Below are 17792 nucleotides of genomic sequence, written 5' to 3'. Positions count from 1 at the left end.
TCATGCTGATCTCCCAGATCCTCGACGACGCCGAGACCATCCGCGTCGTCGCCCGCAATGGCGGCAAGACCCGGATCATCAATGGCGCCCGTAGCGTCTATTCGCTGGCGATGGAGGCCGCCCGCACCGGCGTCGGCCTCGTCGCGCTGATCGAACGCAAGGGGCTTGGCGAGACGGTCGATCTCGAGGCCGCTTACAAGAAGGGGCGGCTGCTGTCGCCGATCAATCACCCTGATCCGGCGCATCTGCACCTGACCGGCACCGGGCTGACGCATCTCGGCTCCGCCGCGACGCGCGATTCCATGCACAAGAAGCTGAGCGCCGACGGCGAGGAGCAGCTCACCGATTCCATGAAGATGTTTCGCATGGGGCTGGAGGGCGGCAAGCCAGCAAATGGCCAGATCGGCGTGCAGCCGGAATGGTTCTACAAGGGCAACGGCACGATGGCGGTGGCGCCAGGTGCCGCACTTCTGTCACCGGCCTTTGCCAAGGACGCCGGCGAAGAGCCCGAGGTGGCCGGCATCTATGTCATCGGCGACGACGGCGCACCTTTCCGCGTCGGCTTCACGCTGTCGAACGAGTTTTCCGACCACGTCACCGAGCGCGTGAACTATCTGTTCCTCGCCCATTCCAAGCTGCGCAACGCCTCGTTCGGTCCGGAAATCCTGATCGGCAACCTGCCGCCCGATATCCGCGGCACCTCGCGCATCGTGCGTGACAGCGAGGTGCTGTGGGAAAAGCCGTTCCTGTCCGGCGAAGCGAACATGTCGCACACCATCGCCAATCTCGAACATCACCATTTCAAATACGCGGCCTTCCGCCAGCCGGGCGACGTGCATGTGCATATGTTCGGCACGGCCACGCTCTCTTTCGCCGACGGCATCAGGACCGAGGCCGGCGATGTGTTCGAGATCGAGGCCGGGGACTTCGGCCTGCCGCTGCGCAATCCGCTCGAGATCGAACAGCCGGTGAAGGTGGCGGTGAAGGCGCTTTGAGGTAGCGCCTTTTTCCTTCTCCCCTTGTGGGAGAAGGTGGATCGGCGCGTTAGCGCCGAGACGGATGAGGGGTGTTCCAGCGAAATAAGACGTTGGCGTTCCCTGGAACACCCCTCATCCGTCGCCTTCGGCGACACCTTCTCCCACAAGGGGAGAAGGGAAGAAGCGCCCAGCCTCAATAAATATCGAAGTCGAAATACTTGGCCTGGATCTTCTTGTAGGTGCCGTCGGCAACGATCGCATCGATGGCCGCGTTGAGCTTGTCGCGCAGGGCCGTGTCTTCCAGGCGCACGGCAATGCCGGCTTGCGTTTCGGTGCCCTTGACGTCGCCGACCAGCTTGCAGCAGCCGTCGCTTGCCTTCTTCAGCCAGTCCATCAGGACGAACTTGTCCGAGATCACAGCGTCGAGACGACCGTTGGTCAGGTCGGTGATCGCCTCTTCCTGGGTCGGATAGAGCTTTGCCTCCGCGCCTGCCTTGCCATACTCATTCTGGGCGTAGTCGGCCTGCGTGGTCGAAGCCTGGGCGCCGACCGTCTTGCCGGCCAGTGCCGGTGGTTCGGTCGAGCTGAGATCGCTATCCTTCGGCGCCACCAAAGCGAGCGGTGTCGTGTAATATTTGTTGGTGAAGGCGACCTGCTTCTTGCGCTCCTCGGTGATGCTCATCGAGGCGATGATGGCGTCGAATTTCTTCGCCTGCAAAGCGGGAATGATGCCGTCCCAGTCCTGGGTGACGATCTCGCACTCGACCTTCATCTGCGCGCATAGTGCATTGGCGATGTCGATGTCGAAGCCTTCGACCTTGCCGTCAGCGGTAATGGTGTTGAACGGCGGATAGGCGCCCTCCGTGCCGATCTTGATTTTCTCCTGCGCCTGCGAAAGCGAGCCGGCCGCCACCACCAGCATGGCAGCGCCTGCTGCCGATATGATCCATTTTGAAATCTGCATTTTCTTGGTTCCCCTTGCAGTGTTTCGTTTCAAGGTCAGCGTAACCAAGCATGGCGGGGCAGAGTCAGGCAAGCTGAGTCTGGTCGGGACCGAAGGCCATCAATCGATTAGGTCGATTTCAAATTCGGGTAGCCTTTGCCACTTGGCAAAAGGATTTGGATCACGCCGCCAATACTCCAGCACTTTGACTGGCTCAACACTCAGGTCGCCGTTCTCGGCGTGCAAACCTGCTGGAGGCTCGCCCATTGCCAAAGTCTTCGACCGGGTCAGATGGTCGGCTCTCTCAAACTGGGCGGTGTGCCCGCATATCAACTGCAGGTATTCAGGACCACCGCGCGCCCGAGCCAATACAAGGAGGCATTCCGTTGGCCTACCATACGCGCCCATGCCTGGACGAAACGGAGCAAAGCGCGGCACGTCATGGACATCCCACCAAATCGGTTTGCTGTCGGTTAGCGATAAGATGTCGTCATAGGGGTCGTTCATTGAACTCACCGCTCTTCCAGTACGAACCATCTCCTGGCCGAGTTTTCACAAGAGCTCCGCCGGATCAAGTATTCAGCGCGCGGCGCGGAAATGCTTGGACAGCTTCAGGCCCTGCGCCTGATAGTTGGAGCCGAGATCGGTGCCATAGAGGGCCTGCGGCCGCTTCAGCATATGCTCGTAGACCAGCCGGCCGACGATCTGGCCATGGTCGAGAATGAACGGCACTTCATGGCTGCGCACTTCCAGCACCGCCCGGCTGCCGGTGCCGCCAGACGCGGAGTGGCCGAAGCCCGGATCGAAGAAGCCGGCATAATGGACGCGGAATTCGCCGACCAGCGGATCGAAGGGCGTCATCTCGGCGGCGTAGAGCGGCGGCACGTGCACCGCCTCCTGGCTGACGAGGATGTAGAACTCGTCGGGATCGAGCACCAGTTCGCCGGCGCCGCTCTTGTGGATCGGCTCCCAGAAGTCGACGACTTCCTGCGCGGCGCGCTTGTCGACATCGACGAGGCCGGTGTGATGCTTGCCGCGGTAGCCGACCAGGCCGTTTTGGTCGCCGTTGAGGTCAATCGACAGCGCGATGCCGCCGCCGGAAATGTTCGGCGGCTCGGTAGCGACCAGCATCTCGGCGCGATGCAGGGCGTGCAGCTCGACTTCGGAGAGCAGCGCATTGCCGGTGCGGAAGCGGATTTGCGACAGGCGTGAGCCGGTGCGCACGACGATCGGGAAGGTGCGGGGGCTGACTTCCAGAAACAGCGGGCCGTGATAGCCGGCAGCGATCTTGTCGAACTCGTGGCCGCGATCGGTCATGACCCGGGTGAAGATGTCGAGCCGCCCGGTCGAGCTCTTCGGATTGGCCGAGGCCGAAATATCAGCCGGCAATGCCAGGCTTTCAAGCAAGGGCACGATATAGACGCAGCCGGTCTCCAGCACCGCGCCCTCGGCAAGACTGATCTCGTGCAGCTGCAGCCGGTCGAGCTTTTCCGAGACCTTGTGGTTGGGGCCGGGCAGGAAGGAGGCCCGCACCCGCCAGGCCTTGTCGCCGAGCCTGAGATCGAGACTGGCCGGCTGGATCTGGTCGGCGTCGAGCGCACGCGCCGACTTCAGCGCGCCGGACTGGAACAGCGCCGATATGTCCTGATCGGGAAGAATGCCTGTCTGCCGCAAGGCTCCACTCCTAGGTCAGACGTTTTTCTTGTCGCAGGTTCTGGTCGCAAAACCGTGGAACACTTTTGCGGAACCTGCTTGGTACAAACCTCTTAATGAAGCCGGCAATTGACGCAAGCGTGGCGCGGGTCTAAAGGGTCGTTATCCCGTGGTGATTTGGCCGGTCGGCTTGCAGCCACGTTAAACAAGTCGCTAAAGGACCGTCGGGCCGCAAGGCCGTATGGACCGGTTGCGACTTTCGCGGCCGGTTTTTTTGTGTCTGGAAGAAAAGCGATGAGCACCAAGAAGCACAACTGGAAGCCTCAGACGGCACTCGTGCACAGCGGAACGCTGCGTTCCGGTTTCGGCGAAACGTCGGAAGCGATCTACCTCACCCAGGGCTATGTCTACGAAACGGCGCAGGCCGCCGAAGCCCGTTTCAAGGGTGAGGAACCGGGCTTCATCTATTCGCGCTACGCCAATCCGACCGTCGACATGTTCGAAAAACGCATGTGCGCCCTGGAAGGCGCCGAAGACGCGCGCGCCACCGCGTCGGGCATGGCGGCGGTGACGGCCGCCCTTCTGTGCAGCGCCAAGGCCGGCGACCATATCGTGGCGGCACGTGCGCTGTTCGGCTCCTGCCGCTGGGTGGTCGAGACGCTGGCGCCGAGATACGGCATCGAGGCGACGCTGGTCGACGGCACCGACATCGCCAACTGGGAAAAGGCGGTCAAGCCGAACACCAAGCTGTTCTTCCTGGAAAGCCCGACCAATCCGACGCTGGAAGTGGTCGATATCGCCGCTGTCGCTTCGCTTGCCAATTCGATCGGCGCAAGGCTGATCGTCGACAATGTCTTCGCCACGCCCCTGCAGCAGAAGCCCTTGCAGCTCGGCGCCCATATCGTCGTCTATTCGGCGACCAAGCACATAGACGGCCAGGGGCGCTGTCTCGGCGGCGTGATCCTGTCGGACAAGAAGTGGATCGACGAGAACCTGCACGACTATTTCCGCCATACCGGCCCAAGCCTTTCGCCCTTCAACGCCTGGACGTTGCTGAAGGGCCTGGAGACGCTGCCGCTACGCGTGCGCCAGCAGACGGAAAGTGCCGGCCGGATCGCGGATTTCCTGGCCGAGCGGCCGGAAATCGCCCGCGTCATCTATCCCGGCCGCGCCGACCATCCGCAGGCCGACATCGTCAAGAAGCAGATGTCGGGCGGCTCGACACTGATCTGTCTCGACGTCAAGGGCGGCAAGCAGGCGGCCTTCGCCTTGCAGAACGCGCTCGACATCGTCTTGATCTCCAACAATCTCGGTGACGCCAAGAGCCTGATCACCCATCCGGCGACGACGACGCACAAGAATTTGAGCGACGAAGCGCGCGCCGAGCTCGGCATCGGGCCGGGCACGCTCAGACTTTCGGTTGGGCTGGAGGACACCGACGATCTGCTCGAGGACATCGCGCAGGCGCTGAAGGCCAGGTAGCGCGCGCGAGCGTCGTCACAGGATTACAGGCCGACCGCCTTGCGCAGCACTTCGTTCATGCGGGTCTGCCAGCCATCGCCAGCGGCCTTGAAGCGGTCGAGAACGTCGGCGTCGAGGCGTAGCTGTACGGCACGTTTGGGCCGGGCAAGCGGCGGCCGGCCAACCTTGCGGCGCGAAACGGCATCGGTTGGCTGCGCATCCGGATCGGCTTCGGCCGCAGCGGTGATCTTGGCATCTTCTTCGTCGGTCATCGCGGCAAGCGCCTTTTTGGCCAACGCCAAAGCGTCAGCACGTGACAGCTGGGGCGCAGCAGCCTCACGGCGTACGATCGTCTTAGAGGTTTTCGACATAGTCCGTAATTTCCTGCCTTGTGGCCTTGCGCAGCGAAATAACGCGGATGGCGTATCGTCGCTCGACATAAACCATCACATGGACGCCAGTTCCGATCAGACCGATGGCAACGAGGCGGTCCTCGCCAAAGTCCTCGCTGTCGTCGAGCCTGATAGCGGCGTTGGCGAAGTCGAAGGATGGTGCGATCGCAAATCCACGCCATGCTTGGCCCTGTTCGTCCTGGCCTTGTTTTCATCCCACTCGAACTGCATCGCCGCCGGTGCGTTCCCATAAATTATGTATACACAAAAATAGAGCCTAACGCAACATTTCCGTATATACGATAATTATTCCAGCGGTCAAACCTAGCTGACGCCTTCAGGCGCCGGACGGCGTCTCTTCCAGCTCGGCCGTCTTGGTGCCGATGGTCATCGCATTGCCGCGCCAGTCGACGGCGCCGCCGAGCCAGCCGCGTCCCCACATCGCCGGCAGGATCAGGTCGCGCGCCATGATCGCGGCGACCATGCGTGGCGACAGGTACCAGCCCTTGGACCAGGCCAGGGCGCACTCCGGAAGGTAGAAGGCCGCCAGTACGGCAATGGCGGTTGCCCAGAGGCTGAAACCGGCACTGGCTGCGGCAATCAGCGCAAGCACCAGCGGCACCAAGGCGCCGGTCAGGATTTCGGGTGCGAAGAACAGCGGGAAAGTGACGCGGCGCAGGCGTGCCCAACGGGCCTGACGCGACCAGATCTCGTCAAACGAGCGCCGGCCAAGCGGCTGCTCGAAGGGGGCGGCGACGAGATTGACGCGCAAGCCGAGGCTGTTCACCAGCTTGGTCGCGGCGGCGTCCTCGGCGATCTCGGCGGCCAGCGCGCGGATGCCGCCATTGGCGTCGAGCATCGGCTTGTTCCAGAGCATGCTCTTGCCCTGGGCAAAGCCAAGGCCGAGCGCCTCGCCGGCATATTGCCAGCGCGCCTGCAGCGTGTTGAGGAAAGCGCATTCGACCTCGGCCCAGAAGCCGGCAGGCCGGGAGCCGATCGGCGTCGAGCAGACAAGGCCGGTGCCGGACCGCCAGGCAGCCATCAGGTGCTGGACGTAGTCTCTCGGCATCAGCACGTTGGAATCGGCCAGGACGACCCAGTCGTGCCGCGCCGCTTCCCAGCCCTTGACGCAATTGTTGAGTTTCGGATTGGCGCTGATGCGGTCGTCGCCGATAAGCAGCCGGGCTGGCACTTTCGGAAACCGGACGATCGTCCTGTTTATCAATTTGACCACCGGATCGTCGGCATGGGCAACGCAGAAAATCAACTCGTAGCGCGGCCAATCGAGCGAGAAGGCGCGTTCCAGCGTCTCCTGCGTGAACGGCTCGACGCCGCGCGACGGCACGACGATCGACACCGGCCGCGGCTTGGCGGCCGGCGGCCCAATGGTGTGGCGCCGTTTCAGACGCGAAGCGGCGAGCACGATGCTGGCGAGATTCGAGAGGATGAGGACAGTTGAAAGCGTGGCGGCTATGAGAGTGAGTTCCATCGAGATCCGGTCACTCCAGGAAAACCGGTCCACAAGATGGCCGGTTTCAACAGTTCAGCAGAGCGCCCGAGTCGCGCATCACCAGTCCGCGCACACCATCATTGTCATATGTCACTTAAATGACATTCTTTGTCGGCACCTGCCCGCGAGGTCGGCCAGAGGAGGCTTCGGTCGGTTGACCTAACCGCACAGAGCGCCGAAAGTTCCGCTGGAACCGTTTTTTGGAGCCGCTTATGTATAGCGCCGTCACGCGCAACATCGAAGTGCAGGTCAGGCCGTTCTATCTGGAGGACCGTTCGGATCCCTCGGAGAACCGCTATGTCTGGGGCTATCAAATAACGATCGACAATCAGTCGGACGACTTCGTGCAGCTTCTGTCGCGCTATTGGCATATCACCGACGGCACTGGCCGCGTCGAGGAAGTGCGCGGCCCCGGCGTCGTCGGCGACCAGCCCGAACTCAATCCCGGCGACAGCTACCAATACACGTCCGGTTGCCCGCTCTCGACACCATCCGGCATCATGGTCGGGCACTACACGATGCGCAACCAGCAGGGCGAGACGTTCGACATCGCCATTCCGGCGTTTTCGCTGGACCTGCCGGGGACGCGGCGGACGGTGAATTAGCGCCTTTCTCCCCGTTCTACGGGGAGAAATGCCCGGCAGGGCAATGAGGGGCGGCACCGAACTCGTGAGATTATCTCCCAAGCACGACAACGTCTGAGTGGACACACGCGGCCATTCGCCAAAGTTCGCGCTGCCCCCTCATCCGCCCTTCGGGCACCTTCTCCCGTAAACGGGGAGAAGGAAAAACCCTGCTACTGAGCCGCGAATTCCGCCGGGTCGAAGTCATATTGCTTCGAGCAGAATTCGCAGGCGACGTGGATGCCACCATCCTCGGTGCTGTCCTTGATCTCCTGCGCGGAAAAACCCTCGAGGATGCCGCGGATCTTGTCCTTGGAGCACGAGCACTGGTCGGCGACCGGGACGCCGCCGAAGACGCGCACGCCATGCTCGTGGAACAGCCTGTAAAGCAGCCGCTCGGCACCGATCGTCGGGTCGATCAGTTCGGTCGGTTCGATCGTGCCGAGCAGCGCCAGCAACTCCTGCCAGGAATTGTCGACCGGGTCGTGGATCTCCTCGCGCGGATCGCCATCGCCACCCGGCAGGTCCGGGACGCGCATGCGCTCGGGCGACTGCGGCAGGAACTGCGCCAGGATACCACCGGCGCGCCACTGCTCGCGGGCACCGCCAGGACCGGGCGTCAAAAGCTTGGCCACCGACAGCCTGAGATCGGTCGGGATCTGTTCCGACTGGCGAAAATAGGTGCGTGCCGCATCTTCCAGCGTCTCGCCGTCGAGTTGGACGATGCCCTGGTAGCGCTGCGTGTGAGCGCCCTGGTCGATGGTCAGCGCCAGCACGCCGCTGCCGAGCAGCGTCTGCTGGGAAGTTTCGCCGGCCGCGACAAGCGCTTCCAGCCGGTCGGCGTCAAAACGCGCATAGGCGCGCAGCGCCGAGGGCGTGGAAAAATCCGCGACCAGCATGTCGACAGGCCCGTCGGTGCGGGTCTGCAGGATAAACTTGCCCTCGAACTTCAGCGAGGTGCCGAGCAGCACGGTCAGCACACAGGCCTCTGCCAGCAGGCGGGCGACCGGCTCGGGATAATCGTGGCGGCCGAGGATGGCGTCGAGCATCGGCCCGAGTTGGACGGTGCGGCCCCGCACATCGAGCGGGCCGACCTCGAACGGCACGACATGATCGTCGCCGGCATAGCCAAATTCGCCGAGTTTGGGGTGATGTTCAGTCACTTGATAGGTTTCCAACATGACAAAGCTCCAGGGCGCGGCCATGCCGCCCTCCGGGGCGCATGCGTCGAAACGCGCTTGATTTGCGTGATGCGGCGCAAATAGGCATCACACCCTCGCAGATCAAGCTCCCGGGGATCAAGCGCCCAGACACTTCAAGCGCCGAGACACCAGGCAAGCACGGCCTTCTGGGCATGGAGCCGGTTCTCGGCCTCGTCGAAGACCACCGAATGCGGCCCGTCGATGACGTCGTCCGTCACTTCCTCGCCACGATGCGCCGGCAGGCAATGCATGAACAGCGCGTCCGGCTTGGCCTTGGCCATCAGCTTGGCGTTGACCTGATAGGGCGAGAACACATTGTGGCCGCGGGCGCGATGCTCCTGGCCCATCGACACCCAGCAATCGGTGACGATGCAGTCGGCCTGATCGACGGCTTCCTCGGGCGAGCGGGTGAAGTGCAGCTTGCCGCCATGCGCCTGCGACCAGTCGATATGCTTCTGCGCCGGCTCACTGCCCTCGGGCACGGCGACGTTGAGGTTGAAGCGGAACCGGGCCGAGGCCTCAAGTAAGGAATGCAGCACATTGTTGCCGTCGCCGGTCCAGGCGATGGTCTTGCCGGCGACCGGACCGCGATGTTCCTCGAAGGTCATGATATCGGCCATCAGCTGGCAGGGATGGGTGTCGTCGGTCAATCCATTGATCACCGGCACGGTGGCGTTCTCGGTCAATTCCAGCAGGCGCTCATGCGAGGTGGTGCGGATCATGATCGCATCGACATAGCGCGACAGCACCTTGGCGGTGTCGGCAATGGTCTCGGAGCGGCCGAGCTGCATCTCGGTGCCGGTCAGCATGATGGTCTCGCCGCCGAGCTGCCGCATGCCGACGTCGAAGGAGACGCGCGTGCGCGTCGACGGCTTGTCGAAGATCATTGCCAGCACCTTGCCTTCGAGCGGTTTGGTGCGTTCGCCGGCCTTGAGGCGCGCCTTTCGCACCACCGCATCGTCCAGCATCAAGCGCAGATCGCCTTCGGAAACGGTGGAAAGATCGGTGAAATGGCGAACTGACATCTGCAATGGTTCCGGGATTACTTCGCCGCGGCGGAAGCGATCGCCTCCGCCAGGCCCTTGGCGCCGGCGCGGATGCGGTTGAGCGCGTCATGGATCTCGGCGTCGGTGACGGTGAGCGGCGGCAACAGGCGAATGACGTTGTCGCCGGCCGGAACCGCCAGCAGGTGCTGGTCGCGCAAGGCCATGTTCACCTTGGTGTTGGGCATGGCGCATTTGAGGCCGAGCATCAGCCCGGCACCCCTGATGTCCTCGATGATTTCGGGAAACTCGTCGGCGACCGACGCCAGTCCCTGCTTCATCAGCAGCGCCTTGCGCTGGACATCTTCGAGGAAGCCGTCTTCCAGCACGACATCGAGCACGGCGTTGCCGACCGCCATGGCAAGCGGGTTGCCGCCGAAAGTGGTGCCGTGCACGCCAGCAGTCATGCCTACGGCCGCTTCATCCGTGGCAAGGCAGGCGCCCATCGGGAAGCCGCCGCCAATACCCTTGGCGATCGCCATGATGTCTGGCGTGACACCTGACCATTCATGCGCGAACAGCTTGCCGGTGCGGCCGATGCCGCACTGGACCTCGTCGTAGATCAACAGCAGGCCGTGCTGTTCGCACAATTGCCTGAGCCGCTTCAGCGACTGCGTCGGCACCGGGCGGATACCGCCCTCGCCCTGCACCGGCTCGATCAGGATCGCGGCCGTCTCCGGCGTGATCGCCTTTTCGGCGGCGTCGATATCGTCGAAGCCGACCTGATCGAAACCTTCGACCTTAGGGCCGAAGCCTTCGAGATATTTGTACTGGCCGCCAGCCGCGATGGTCGCCAGCGTGCGGCCATGGAAGGCGCCCTCAAAGGTGATGACGCGGAAGCGCTCGGGATTTCCTTTGACGAAATGGCAGCGCCGCGCCGTCTTGATCGCGCATTCCAGCGCCTCGGCGCCGGAATTGGTGAAGAACACCTTGTCGGCGAAGGTGGCGTCGGCCAGCCGCTCGCCAAGCCGGCTCTGCCCCGGAATCTCATAGAGGTTGGAAACATGCCAGAGCTTGGCGGCCTGCTCGGTGAGTGCGGCGACCAGATGCGGATGGCTGTGGCCCAGCGAATTGACGGCGATGCCGCCGGCGAAATCGAGATATCGCTCGCCCTTGTCGGTAACCAGCCAGGTGCCTTCCCCGTGGTCGAAGGCCAGGGGTGCGCGAGCAAAGGTCTCGTAAAGCGCCGAACCGCTCATTATATGCGTCTCCGGTACCGGAAAATCAAAAAAGCCGCCAAAGCGGCGGCCTGTGCGGCTTATCCCGTTTTTCGGCCATGAAGTCAACGAAAACGTCGCGTAGTGGCGCGCGGCAAGCCCTCCGACGGGACGCCGGCTCATCAGCGACCGGGCAAGTTGGGGAAAACCGAAAAAACCGATTCGTGTTGCACTTGGGACTCTTGTCACCGAGTCAGCGCATAGAGTAGTTGTAGTTGAGAAATAACTAGATTTCGTGCGGCGGACCTAATCACCAGATATATGTGGTGTCTGCCCTGGCAAATGTTGCCGGGTCGGGAGAAGGATTCCGATTGCCGCACGCTTAGAGGAGCGCGGTCTCATGAACTGGACTGACGAGCGGGTAGAACTCTTGAGAAAACTGTGGTCGGAGGGTCTGAGCGCAAGCCAGATTGCTGCGCAGCTTGGAGGGGTCAGCCGCAACGCGGTCATCGGGAAGGTGCATCGGCTGAAACTGTCGGGCCGCGGACGCTCGGCCGCCACACCGGCACGCCAGAAGAAGGCAGCGCAAGGATCGACCGTCCAGAAATCGGTATCACGCGCTGCAACCACGGCACGCCATGTCACGACATCGATCGGCGCGACCGCCTTGCAGACGCAGTTCGACGCCGAACCCGTGGCACGCCATTACATCCGTCCGGTCGAGAATGTCGTGCTGCCGATCTCGCGGCATCTGCAGCTGGTCGAGCTGACCGAGCGAACCTGCAAATGGCCGAACGGTGACCCGCTTTCAGAGGACTTCCATTTCTGCGGCAACGAAGCCGCCGAAACCGGACCCTACTGCAAATATCACGCCCGCGTGGCGTTCCAGCCGGCATCGGAGCGGCGGCGGAGTCGCTGAGCGAATAGCGAATAGCGAATAGCGAATAGCGAATAGAAACGGCTTGCCTTCCGTCACAGGAAGCAAGCCGTTTTTGTGTTCGCTATTCGCTACTCCCTATTCGCTCTCTTCTCACAGCCAACCGTTCTTCCTGAACCGCCAGTAGAGAAACGTGCAGATGAGCGCGATAGCGCCCAGCACCACCGGATAGCCGTATTCCATCTTCAGTTCCGGCATACTGTCGAAGTTCATGCCGTAGATGCCGGCGAGCGCCGTGGGCACCGCCAGGATCGCGGCCCAGGAGGCGAGTTTCTTGGTGTTCGCCGTTTCCTGACTCTGGCCGACCAGGAGGCTGGCCTCGAAAGCGAACGCCAGCACTTCGCGCAGGCTGTCGATCTTCTCCTGGACGGTGCGGATGTGGTCGGTCACGTCGCGGAACAGCGGGTGCATGGCGGTATGTATCTGCGGCAGCTCGGCGCTGGTCAGCCGTCGGCAGACTTCGACCAGCGGAAGCGCAGCATTGCGCAGGCGCAGGAGATCGCGGCGCAGCATATAGAGCCGTTCGATGTCGGGAGCGGTCATTGGCTTCAGCAGAACCTTGTCCTCGATCGCCTCGACTTCGTCCTCGATCTGCTCGAGCACCGGCATGTAATTGTCGACGATGAAATCGAGAATGGCATAGAGGACGAAATCCTCACCCTTGGCCAGCGAATGCGGGCAGCTTTCCCAGTGCTGACGAACGGCGGCATAGGACGTCGAGGGACCGTGCCTGACGCTGACGATGTAGCCTGAGCCGACGAACAAATGGGTCTCGCCGAAGGTGACCCGGCCGTCGATCAGCTGTGCGGTGCGGGCGACGATGAACAAGGCGTCGCCATATTGCTCGATCTTCGGCCGCTGGTGCGGGTGCTCGGCATCCTCGATCGCCAGTTCATGCAGGTGAAACTGCGCCTGGACGCGCAGCAACAGGTTACGGTCGGGCTCCAGCAGGCCGATCCAGACGACATGGCCGGATTTTTTTGCCCATTCGCCGGCTTCCTCGATGGGAATGTCGGCGATGCGGCGCCCGGCCGTGTAAACGCCGCAAGCGACAATGCCGGATATCGACGCAGGCGCCGGGGTCAGGTTCCGAACATTTTCCATCACGACCTCCCGGAGCAAATCCACGGACGAGGATAGAGGCAAGGCCCGGAAAGCTTAGCGTAAATCGGATGGCGGTTCGAGAGGCGCGTTCACTTCACCGGCTGCGTCTCGGAAAGGCTGATCTTGTCGGTCTTGTCGCCCTTGGGCCGCTCAGCCGGCAACTGATCGCCGGTGACGATGTAGTAGATGGTCTCGGCTATGTTGGTGGCGTGATCACCGATACGCTCGATGTTCTTGGCGCAAAACAGCAGATGCGTGCAGGGCGTGATGTTGCGCGGATCTTCCATCATGTAGGTCAGCAATTCGCGAAACAGCGATGTGTACATGGCGTCGATCTGGTCGTCACGATCGCGCACGAAGCCGATTTTCTCCACCGAGCGAGACGCGTAGACGTCGAGCACTTCCTTGAGCTGGGTCAACGCCAGGTTGGACAGGGCCTCGAGGCCTCGGAACAGGCTGGTCGGCTGGCGTCCGTCGGTGACGGCGACCACCCGCTTGGCAACGTTCTTGGCGAGATCGCCAACCCGTTCGAGGTCGGCGGAGATGCGAATGGTCCCGACGATCTCGCGCAAATCCGACGCCATCGGCTGACGCTTGGCGATGATGATGATCGCCTTGTCGTCGATTTCGCGCTGGCCCTCGTCCAGTACGGTATCGTCGCGGATGACCTTCTGGGCAAGGCCTGGGTCGGCATTGACGAGAGCGGTGACCGCCTGCTCGACCATGCGCTCGGCATGGCCTCCCATCGCGGCGATGCGCTTCGACAGATATTTCAACTCCTCGTCATAAGCGCTGACGATGTGCACGGACTGCATGGCAAAATGCCTTCCCACGGGGTGTTTTGATTTTGAGTCGTTTCCTCGAATCCCCGCTGATACGCTAGCCGGATGACAGAAAAAAGAAACAGTCCCCTTGAATTAGGGCGATATCAGTGCGTCGGCAAATGAACCGAGAATGCCGCGCCGTTGCCGACTTCGGACTTGATCGAAAGCCGGGCGTTGTGGCGCGTCAGTATATGCTTGACGATCGACAGGCCGAGGCCGGTACCCTTCTGGGTCCGGCTGGTCTCGACGTCGACGCGGTAGAAGCGCTCGGTAATGCGCGGAATGTGCTCCTCGGGAATGCCAGGGCCAAAGTCCCTGATCGTCACGTCGATGCCCGGTTCTGATCCGGCGTCGCTATGGGCTATGGATACAACCACGCGCCCACCCGACTGCCCGTATTTGCAGGCGTTTTCCAAGAGGTTCTCGAAAACCTGGAAAAGCTCATCGCGATCGCCAGGCACATGAAGCGGCCCATCGGCGTAGTGCCGCTCGATGGCAACGGCGTTTTCGCTGGCCAGCGGTCCGAGCGAGTCGATGACGCTGTCGACTGTCTGCCGCAGATCCACCTCGGTTCCCGGCTTCAGATAGGGTTTCATCTCGAGCCGCGACAGCGACAACAAATCGTCGATCAGACGCGCCATGCGACCGGTCTGGCTCTGCATGATCTGCAGAAACTGGTCGCGCGCCGCCGCGTCGTTGCGGGCTGGCCCGCGCAGCGTTTCGATAAAGCCGGCGATGGAGGCGAGCGGCGTGCGCAGTTCATGGCTGGCATTGGCAATGAAATCGGCGCGCATACGGTCGATCCTGCGTGCTTCGCTCTGGTCCTTGAACACCAGCACATAGAGATCGGTGGCGTGACCGACCGAGGACACACTCACCCGGTAGGCCCGTTCGACCGGCAGCTTCTCCATGTAGTCGACGACATCGGAGGCGATATCGCCTGATAGCACGCCGTCCAGCAGGGTCTGCATCTCCGGCGCCCGGAATTTCAACGACAGCGACATGCCTGGCGCGATGCCACCGAAGGCGGCGAAGGCGGCGGCGTTGGCATGGACGATGGTGGCGGTCCGATCGAAGATGATCAGCGGATCGGCGACGGCGGCGGCCAGATATTCACCAGAGAGCCGCTGCAGGCCGATGGCCTCGATGGCAGCGCCGCTGCCGGTGGATTGGCGCGCGCCAGTGGCCGGCAGTATGGCCGCTGCAAGCAGCAACAGCAGCGCCGCGAGGACGACATAGGCTGAAATCCCGGCCAAGGCATAGACGGCGACGACCGCGGTGACGCCGGCCGCAAGCAGCCAGCGGCTATGCCACAGCCGTGCGGCCATGGTTTGCGTCATGCCTCTCTGCTCTGTGTCCAGGTCAGCCATTCGCTCGTGGACCTGCCCCCATGTCGTCGCACCCGGTCGCACGGTGGCGGAAAACTTCCACTAGACCGCTTGCCGCATGACCCCGAAAATCGGGATCGATTTTCGGAAAGGATCATGCGCAAATCAAAAGTGCTACAGCGTCCTTTGCGCATCCAAACGGACGCGCGACGCTGTAGTGGCTCCCCATAGCATGAGTCCGGAAGCTGGAAAGGGTTCGTCTCGATGAAAAAAGCCAAAGAAAGTCCCGCCGCGCCAACTTCGGGGCCGCTGAAGATCAGGATCGGTGGCAAGGAGAGGGAGTTCGACATCGAGAATCCCGTGCTTCCCGACTGGGTCGAGGACAACAAGCTGACCGCTGGCGGCTATCCCTACGACAAGAAGATGAAAAGCGACGAGTATGACGAGATACTCGAGAAGCTGCAGATCGAGCTGGTCAAGGCGCAGGCTTGGCTGCAGTCGACCGGCAAACGGGTGATGGCGCTGTTCGAGGGCCGCGACGCTGCCGGCAAGGGCGGCACGATCTTCGTGGTGCGCCAGTACCTCAATCCGCGCACGGCACGCAACGTGGCGCTGACTAAGCCGACCCCGACCGAGCTTGGGCAATGGTACTACCAGCGCTATGTCGACCACTTCCCGACTTCAGGCGAATTCGTCACCTTCGACCGCTCCTGGTACAACCGCGCCGGTGTCGAGCCGGTGATGGGTTTCTGCACCCCGCAGCAGCACGAGCAGTTTCTCGACGAGACACCGCATTTCGAGCGGATGATCTCCAACGAGGGCATCCACTTCTTCAAATTCTGGCTGAACATCGGCCGGGAAACGCAGCTCGAGCGCTTCCATGACCGTCGCTACAGCCCGCTGAAGAGCTGGAAGTTTTCGCCCATCGACGTTGCAGGCATCACCAAGTGGGACGACTACACCAAGGTGCGCGACACCATGTTCGAGCGCACCCACAAGGAATTCGCGCCGTGGATCATCGTACGGGCCAATGACAAGCGGCGCGCGCGGCTGGCGATCATGCGGCGCATCCTGTCGTCTCTGCCCTATGAGGGGCGCGATCTCGAAATCATCGGCAAGGAAGATAAGAAGATCATCGGCGAAGGGCCGTCATTCCTCGGCAAGCAGGATTGACGCTTCCGCGCGGCCTTGGCCGCGCGGCGCGGAACTTGAGGCTTTCGCTCAGGCCGCGAGCCGGGCGATGCGTTGCAATCGCCGCAGCGTGGTGTCGTCCTGCAGCGCCTGCTGGAAAAGCGAAATCTCCTGATCGATGCGGTCGCAGAGGGCCTCGGTGTTCCCTTTCAGCAGGCCGCGCGTCTGCAGCAAGGCGGCGACCGGCTTCTTGACGAGCTGTCTTGCCCGGCCGAGGGCCGCCTCCTCGACGGTGCCTCCCGGCACGATCTCCGCGACCAGGCCGAGCGCCCTGGCGTCCTCGGCGCGAAGCGTGTCGCCGAGGCAGAAGAAGCGGAAGGCACCGGCATAGCCGAGCTTCTGCGGCGCCAGGATGCTGGTCGCCGCGTCCGGCACCAGGCCGAAATCGACGAACGGCACCCTGAACGTGCTCTCATCGGACGCGATCACCATGTCGCAATGGAACAGGATGGTGCAGCCGACACCGACGGCATCGCCGTCGACGCAGGCAAGGATGGGCTTGGGAAACGTCGCCAGCGTGCGGAACAGGTCGGTGACGGCGGCAATCAGTTTCTGGTGCTTGGTGGCGTCGAGGAATTCGGAGAAGTCGCCGCCCAGACAGAAACAGCCTGCCAGGCCGCGCAGCACGACGACGCGAACCTCCTCATTGTCGGCGGCTTCATGGAAGGTCCTTGCCAGGCTTTCATAGGCTCTCCTGTCCAGCACCGGCCGGCCGTCGCTCGACGACACGGTGACGACCAGCGTGTGGTTGCGAAGTTCAGGTTGCGGGTGTGTGCTCATGGCTGTCTCCGATCTCATGACGCACGCCTTTGCCCGAGCATGTCAGGATATCCCCTGGCCAGCACGGGAGCAAAATGATTGCGGCGCGACCGCACCACATCGAGGGTGTGTTCGTTGAAGGTCAGCAAGGTGGCGACGACCTGCTGGTTGCCATAGGTGCGCTGATAGCCCAGCGGGGTCGCCAGGAAATGCAGTTGCAAGGCGCGCAGCACCCACATCGGCTCGAACTCGATGATCACCTTGTCGACGCCGCGCTTCAGCCCCCACTCGACGAAACCGGCAATCAGTTCGGTGCCGACGGTCGAAACGCCGCGACGGCCGTCACGAAAACCGGGAGCCACCGCGTAGCGGGTCAATTCCCAGATGTTTGGACCCGATGGCGGCGTTCCTTCGGAAAGATCGGTCAAGACCTCGGTCAGCAGATGTGGCCGCGTCGTCGGCAACATCCTCTGATAACCCGCCACTTCACCGCCCCTGATGACGATCTGATGGACCGCCTCGTCGTGATCGAACTGGTCAAGTTCGAGCCCGTCGGGACGCCTGAGGTCATCCCACCCCATCTCTTCGACGAATATCTTGTAGCGCAACCGATGGACGGCCTCCCAAAGGTCGGGACGTTCCATCAATTCCTGGGTTGTAAGGGAAAAAAGCATTCCGCCGTCTCCTG

At 62.4% G+C, this 17792-nt stretch carries 19 protein-coding genes and 1 riboswitch; of the genes, 6 read left to right on the top strand and 13 right to left on the bottom strand.

Annotated elements, in window-relative coordinates:
* Positions 1-2: 2 nt before the first annotated feature.
* The gene (araD1, locus tag AC0L2U_RS09695) at positions 3-995 is read left to right on the top strand and encodes an AraD1 family protein (protein ID WP_473601788.1); all 993 of its coding nucleotides are present in this window, start codon (positions 3-5) and stop codon (positions 993-995) included.
* Positions 996-1170: 175 nt separating this feature from the next.
* Here the strand turns inward: araD1 and AC0L2U_RS09690 are convergent, their stop codons facing one another.
* The 3 genes from AC0L2U_RS09690 to AC0L2U_RS09680 form a co-directional block, all read right to left on the bottom strand.
* Complete coding sequence (locus tag AC0L2U_RS09690) at positions 1171-1941, bottom strand: ABC transporter substrate-binding protein (protein ID WP_128307995.1); 771 nt, start codon at positions 1939-1941, stop codon at positions 1171-1173.
* Positions 1942-2040: 99 nt separating this feature from the next.
* A complete protein-coding gene (locus tag AC0L2U_RS09685) occupies positions 2041-2427 on the bottom strand; it encodes a hypothetical protein (protein WP_128287794.1) in 387 nt (128 codons plus the stop codon).
* Positions 2428-2499: 72 nt separating this feature from the next.
* Positions 2500-3594, bottom strand: a complete 1095-nt coding sequence (locus tag AC0L2U_RS09680; protein ID WP_127807929.1) for a 2'-deoxycytidine 5'-triphosphate deaminase — start codon at positions 3592-3594, stop codon at positions 2500-2502.
* 138 nt (positions 3595-3732) lie between these two features.
* Positions 3733-3810: riboswitch (SAM riboswitch) on the top strand.
* A 57-nt stretch (positions 3811-3867) separates the two neighbouring features.
* Here AC0L2U_RS09680 and AC0L2U_RS09675 point away from each other — a divergent pair.
* Entirely contained in the window at positions 3868-5055 is a 1188-nt protein-coding gene (locus AC0L2U_RS09675; RefSeq protein ID WP_023811337.1) for an O-succinylhomoserine sulfhydrylase, read from the top strand.
* Positions 5056-5078: 23 nt separating this feature from the next.
* On the opposite strand, the gene AC0L2U_RS09670 is transcribed toward AC0L2U_RS09675, so the two are convergent.
* Entirely contained in the window at positions 5079-5306 is a 228-nt protein-coding gene (locus tag AC0L2U_RS09670) for a BrnA antitoxin family protein (RefSeq protein WP_127272043.1), read from the bottom strand.
* Positions 5307-5322: 16 nt separating this feature from the next.
* On the opposite strand from AC0L2U_RS09670, the gene AC0L2U_RS09665 reads away from it, so the two are divergent.
* Positions 5323-5679 (top strand): hypothetical protein, encoded by a 357-nt coding sequence (locus AC0L2U_RS09665; RefSeq protein ID WP_473601786.1) that lies wholly within the window; start codon positions 5323-5325, stop codon positions 5677-5679.
* An 84-nt stretch (positions 5680-5763) separates the two neighbouring features.
* On the opposite strand, the gene AC0L2U_RS09660 is transcribed toward AC0L2U_RS09665, so the two are convergent.
* Positions 5764-6915 carry a ceramide glucosyltransferase gene (locus tag AC0L2U_RS09660; protein ID WP_127276809.1) on the bottom strand — a complete coding sequence of 384 codons (1152 nt, stop codon included), beginning with the start codon at positions 6913-6915 and terminating at the stop codon, positions 5764-5766.
* Positions 6916-7148: 233 nt separating this feature from the next.
* Here AC0L2U_RS09660 and apaG point away from each other — a divergent pair, with 233 nt between their 5' ends.
* Positions 7149-7541: a Co2+/Mg2+ efflux protein ApaG gene (gene apaG, locus AC0L2U_RS09655; RefSeq protein WP_127319328.1), complete on the top strand. Its 393-nt coding sequence runs from the start codon at positions 7149-7151 to the stop codon at positions 7539-7541.
* Between the two features lie 191 nt (positions 7542-7732).
* Here apaG and AC0L2U_RS09650 read toward each other — a convergent pair whose 3' ends face one another.
* From AC0L2U_RS09650 to AC0L2U_RS09640, 3 genes are all read right to left on the bottom strand, one after another.
* Positions 7733-8764: an Hsp33 family molecular chaperone gene (locus AC0L2U_RS09650; protein WP_127807930.1), complete on the bottom strand. Its 1032-nt coding sequence runs from the start codon at positions 8762-8764 to the stop codon at positions 7733-7735.
* Between the two features lie 110 nt (positions 8765-8874).
* Entirely contained in the window at positions 8875-9786 is a 912-nt protein-coding gene (argF, locus tag AC0L2U_RS09645) for an ornithine carbamoyltransferase (RefSeq protein ID WP_127807931.1), read from the bottom strand.
* Positions 9787-9803: 17 nt separating this feature from the next.
* A complete protein-coding gene (locus tag AC0L2U_RS09640; protein ID WP_127807932.1) occupies positions 9804-11003 on the bottom strand; it encodes an aspartate aminotransferase family protein in 1200 nt (399 codons plus the stop codon).
* Positions 11004-11361: 358 nt separating this feature from the next.
* On the opposite strand from AC0L2U_RS09640, the gene AC0L2U_RS09635 reads away from it, so the two are divergent.
* Positions 11362-11880: a GcrA family cell cycle regulator gene (locus AC0L2U_RS09635; RefSeq protein ID WP_473601785.1), complete on the top strand. Its 519-nt coding sequence runs from the start codon at positions 11362-11364 to the stop codon at positions 11878-11880.
* A 111-nt stretch (positions 11881-11991) separates the two neighbouring features.
* On the opposite strand, the gene AC0L2U_RS09630 is transcribed toward AC0L2U_RS09635, so the two are convergent.
* The 3 genes from AC0L2U_RS09630 to AC0L2U_RS09620 form a co-directional block, all read right to left on the bottom strand.
* Positions 11992-13002 carry a magnesium and cobalt transport protein CorA gene (locus AC0L2U_RS09630; protein ID WP_127807933.1) on the bottom strand — a complete coding sequence of 337 codons (1011 nt, stop codon included), beginning with the start codon at positions 13000-13002 and terminating at the stop codon, positions 11992-11994.
* A gap of 89 nt (positions 13003-13091) precedes the next feature.
* The gene (phoU, locus tag AC0L2U_RS09625) at positions 13092-13817 is read right to left on the bottom strand and encodes a phosphate signaling complex protein PhoU (protein WP_127807934.1); all 726 of its coding nucleotides are present in this window, start codon (positions 13815-13817) and stop codon (positions 13092-13094) included.
* A gap of 113 nt (positions 13818-13930) precedes the next feature.
* A complete protein-coding gene (locus AC0L2U_RS09620; protein ID WP_128287796.1) occupies positions 13931-15196 on the bottom strand; it encodes an ATP-binding protein in 1266 nt (421 codons plus the stop codon).
* A gap of 222 nt (positions 15197-15418) precedes the next feature.
* Between AC0L2U_RS09620 and ppk2 the strand changes: the two genes are divergently transcribed.
* Positions 15419-16327: a polyphosphate kinase 2 gene (gene ppk2 / locus AC0L2U_RS09615; protein WP_127807936.1), complete on the top strand. Its 909-nt coding sequence runs from the start codon at positions 15419-15421 to the stop codon at positions 16325-16327.
* A 48-nt stretch (positions 16328-16375) separates the two neighbouring features.
* Here the strand turns inward: ppk2 and AC0L2U_RS09610 are convergent, their stop codons facing one another.
* Positions 16376-17125 carry an enoyl-CoA hydratase-related protein gene (locus tag AC0L2U_RS09610; protein ID WP_013533649.1) on the bottom strand — a complete coding sequence of 250 codons (750 nt, stop codon included), beginning with the start codon at positions 17123-17125 and terminating at the stop codon, positions 16376-16378.
* A 14-nt stretch (positions 17126-17139) separates the two neighbouring features.
* A complete protein-coding gene (locus AC0L2U_RS09605) occupies positions 17140-17778 on the bottom strand; it encodes an acyl-homoserine-lactone synthase (RefSeq protein WP_013533650.1) in 639 nt (212 codons plus the stop codon).
* Between the last annotated feature and the right edge of the window lie 14 nt (positions 17779-17792).

The sequence above is a fragment of the Mesorhizobium sp. WSM4808 genome, from assembly GCF_055811675.1.
The sequence above is the reverse complement of the archived record's forward strand: the minus strand, read 5'-3'. Positions and strand labels throughout refer to the sequence as shown.

What these genes read in the sequence shown, in the direction of transcription:
- AC0L2U_RS09620 (WP_128287796.1), bottom strand. Translation starts at nt 15,196, where the DNA reads ATGGCTGACCTGGACACAGAGCAGAGAGGCATGACGCAAACCATGGCC.
- AC0L2U_RS09635 (WP_473601785.1), top strand. Translation starts at nt 11,362, where the DNA reads ATGAACTGGACTGACGAGCGGGTAGAACTCTTGAGAAAACTGTGGTCG.
- AC0L2U_RS09670 (WP_127272043.1), bottom strand. Translation starts at nt 5,306, where the DNA reads ATGACCGACGAAGAAGATGCCAAGATCACCGCTGCGGCCGAAGCCGAT.
- AC0L2U_RS09685 (WP_128287794.1), bottom strand. Translation starts at nt 2,427, where the DNA reads ATGAACGACCCCTATGACGACATCTTATCGCTAACCGACAGCAAACCG.
- AC0L2U_RS09640 (WP_127807932.1), bottom strand. Translation starts at nt 11,003, where the DNA reads ATGAGCGGTTCGGCGCTTTACGAGACCTTTGCTCGCGCACCCCTGGCC.
- AC0L2U_RS09605 (WP_013533650.1), bottom strand. Translation starts at nt 17,778, where the DNA reads ATGCTTTTTTCCCTTACAACCCAGGAATTGATGGAACGTCCCGACCTT.
- phoU (WP_127807934.1), bottom strand. Translation starts at nt 13,817, where the DNA reads ATGCAGTCCGTGCACATCGTCAGCGCTTATGACGAGGAGTTGAAATAT.
- ppk2 (WP_127807936.1), top strand. Translation starts at nt 15,419, where the DNA reads ATGAAAAAAGCCAAAGAAAGTCCCGCCGCGCCAACTTCGGGGCCGCTG.
- argF (WP_127807931.1), bottom strand. Translation starts at nt 9,786, where the DNA reads ATGTCAGTTCGCCATTTCACCGATCTTTCCACCGTTTCCGAAGGCGAT.
- AC0L2U_RS09610 (WP_013533649.1), bottom strand. Translation starts at nt 17,125, where the DNA reads ATGAGCACACACCCGCAACCTGAACTTCGCAACCACACGCTGGTCGTC.
- AC0L2U_RS09690 (WP_128307995.1), bottom strand. Translation starts at nt 1,941, where the DNA reads ATGCAGATTTCAAAATGGATCATATCGGCAGCAGGCGCTGCCATGCTG.
- AC0L2U_RS09650 (WP_127807930.1), bottom strand. Translation starts at nt 8,764, where the DNA reads ATGGCCGCGCCCTGGAGCTTTGTCATGTTGGAAACCTATCAAGTGACT.
- apaG (WP_127319328.1), top strand. Translation starts at nt 7,149, where the DNA reads ATGTATAGCGCCGTCACGCGCAACATCGAAGTGCAGGTCAGGCCGTTC.
- araD1 (WP_473601788.1), top strand. Translation starts at nt 3, where the DNA reads ATGCTGATCTCCCAGATCCTCGACGACGCCGAGACCATCCGCGTCGTC.
- AC0L2U_RS09630 (WP_127807933.1), bottom strand. Translation starts at nt 13,002, where the DNA reads ATGGAAAATGTTCGGAACCTGACCCCGGCGCCTGCGTCGATATCCGGC.
- AC0L2U_RS09660 (WP_127276809.1), bottom strand. Translation starts at nt 6,915, where the DNA reads ATGGAACTCACTCTCATAGCCGCCACGCTTTCAACTGTCCTCATCCTC.
- AC0L2U_RS09675 (WP_023811337.1), top strand. Translation starts at nt 3,868, where the DNA reads ATGAGCACCAAGAAGCACAACTGGAAGCCTCAGACGGCACTCGTGCAC.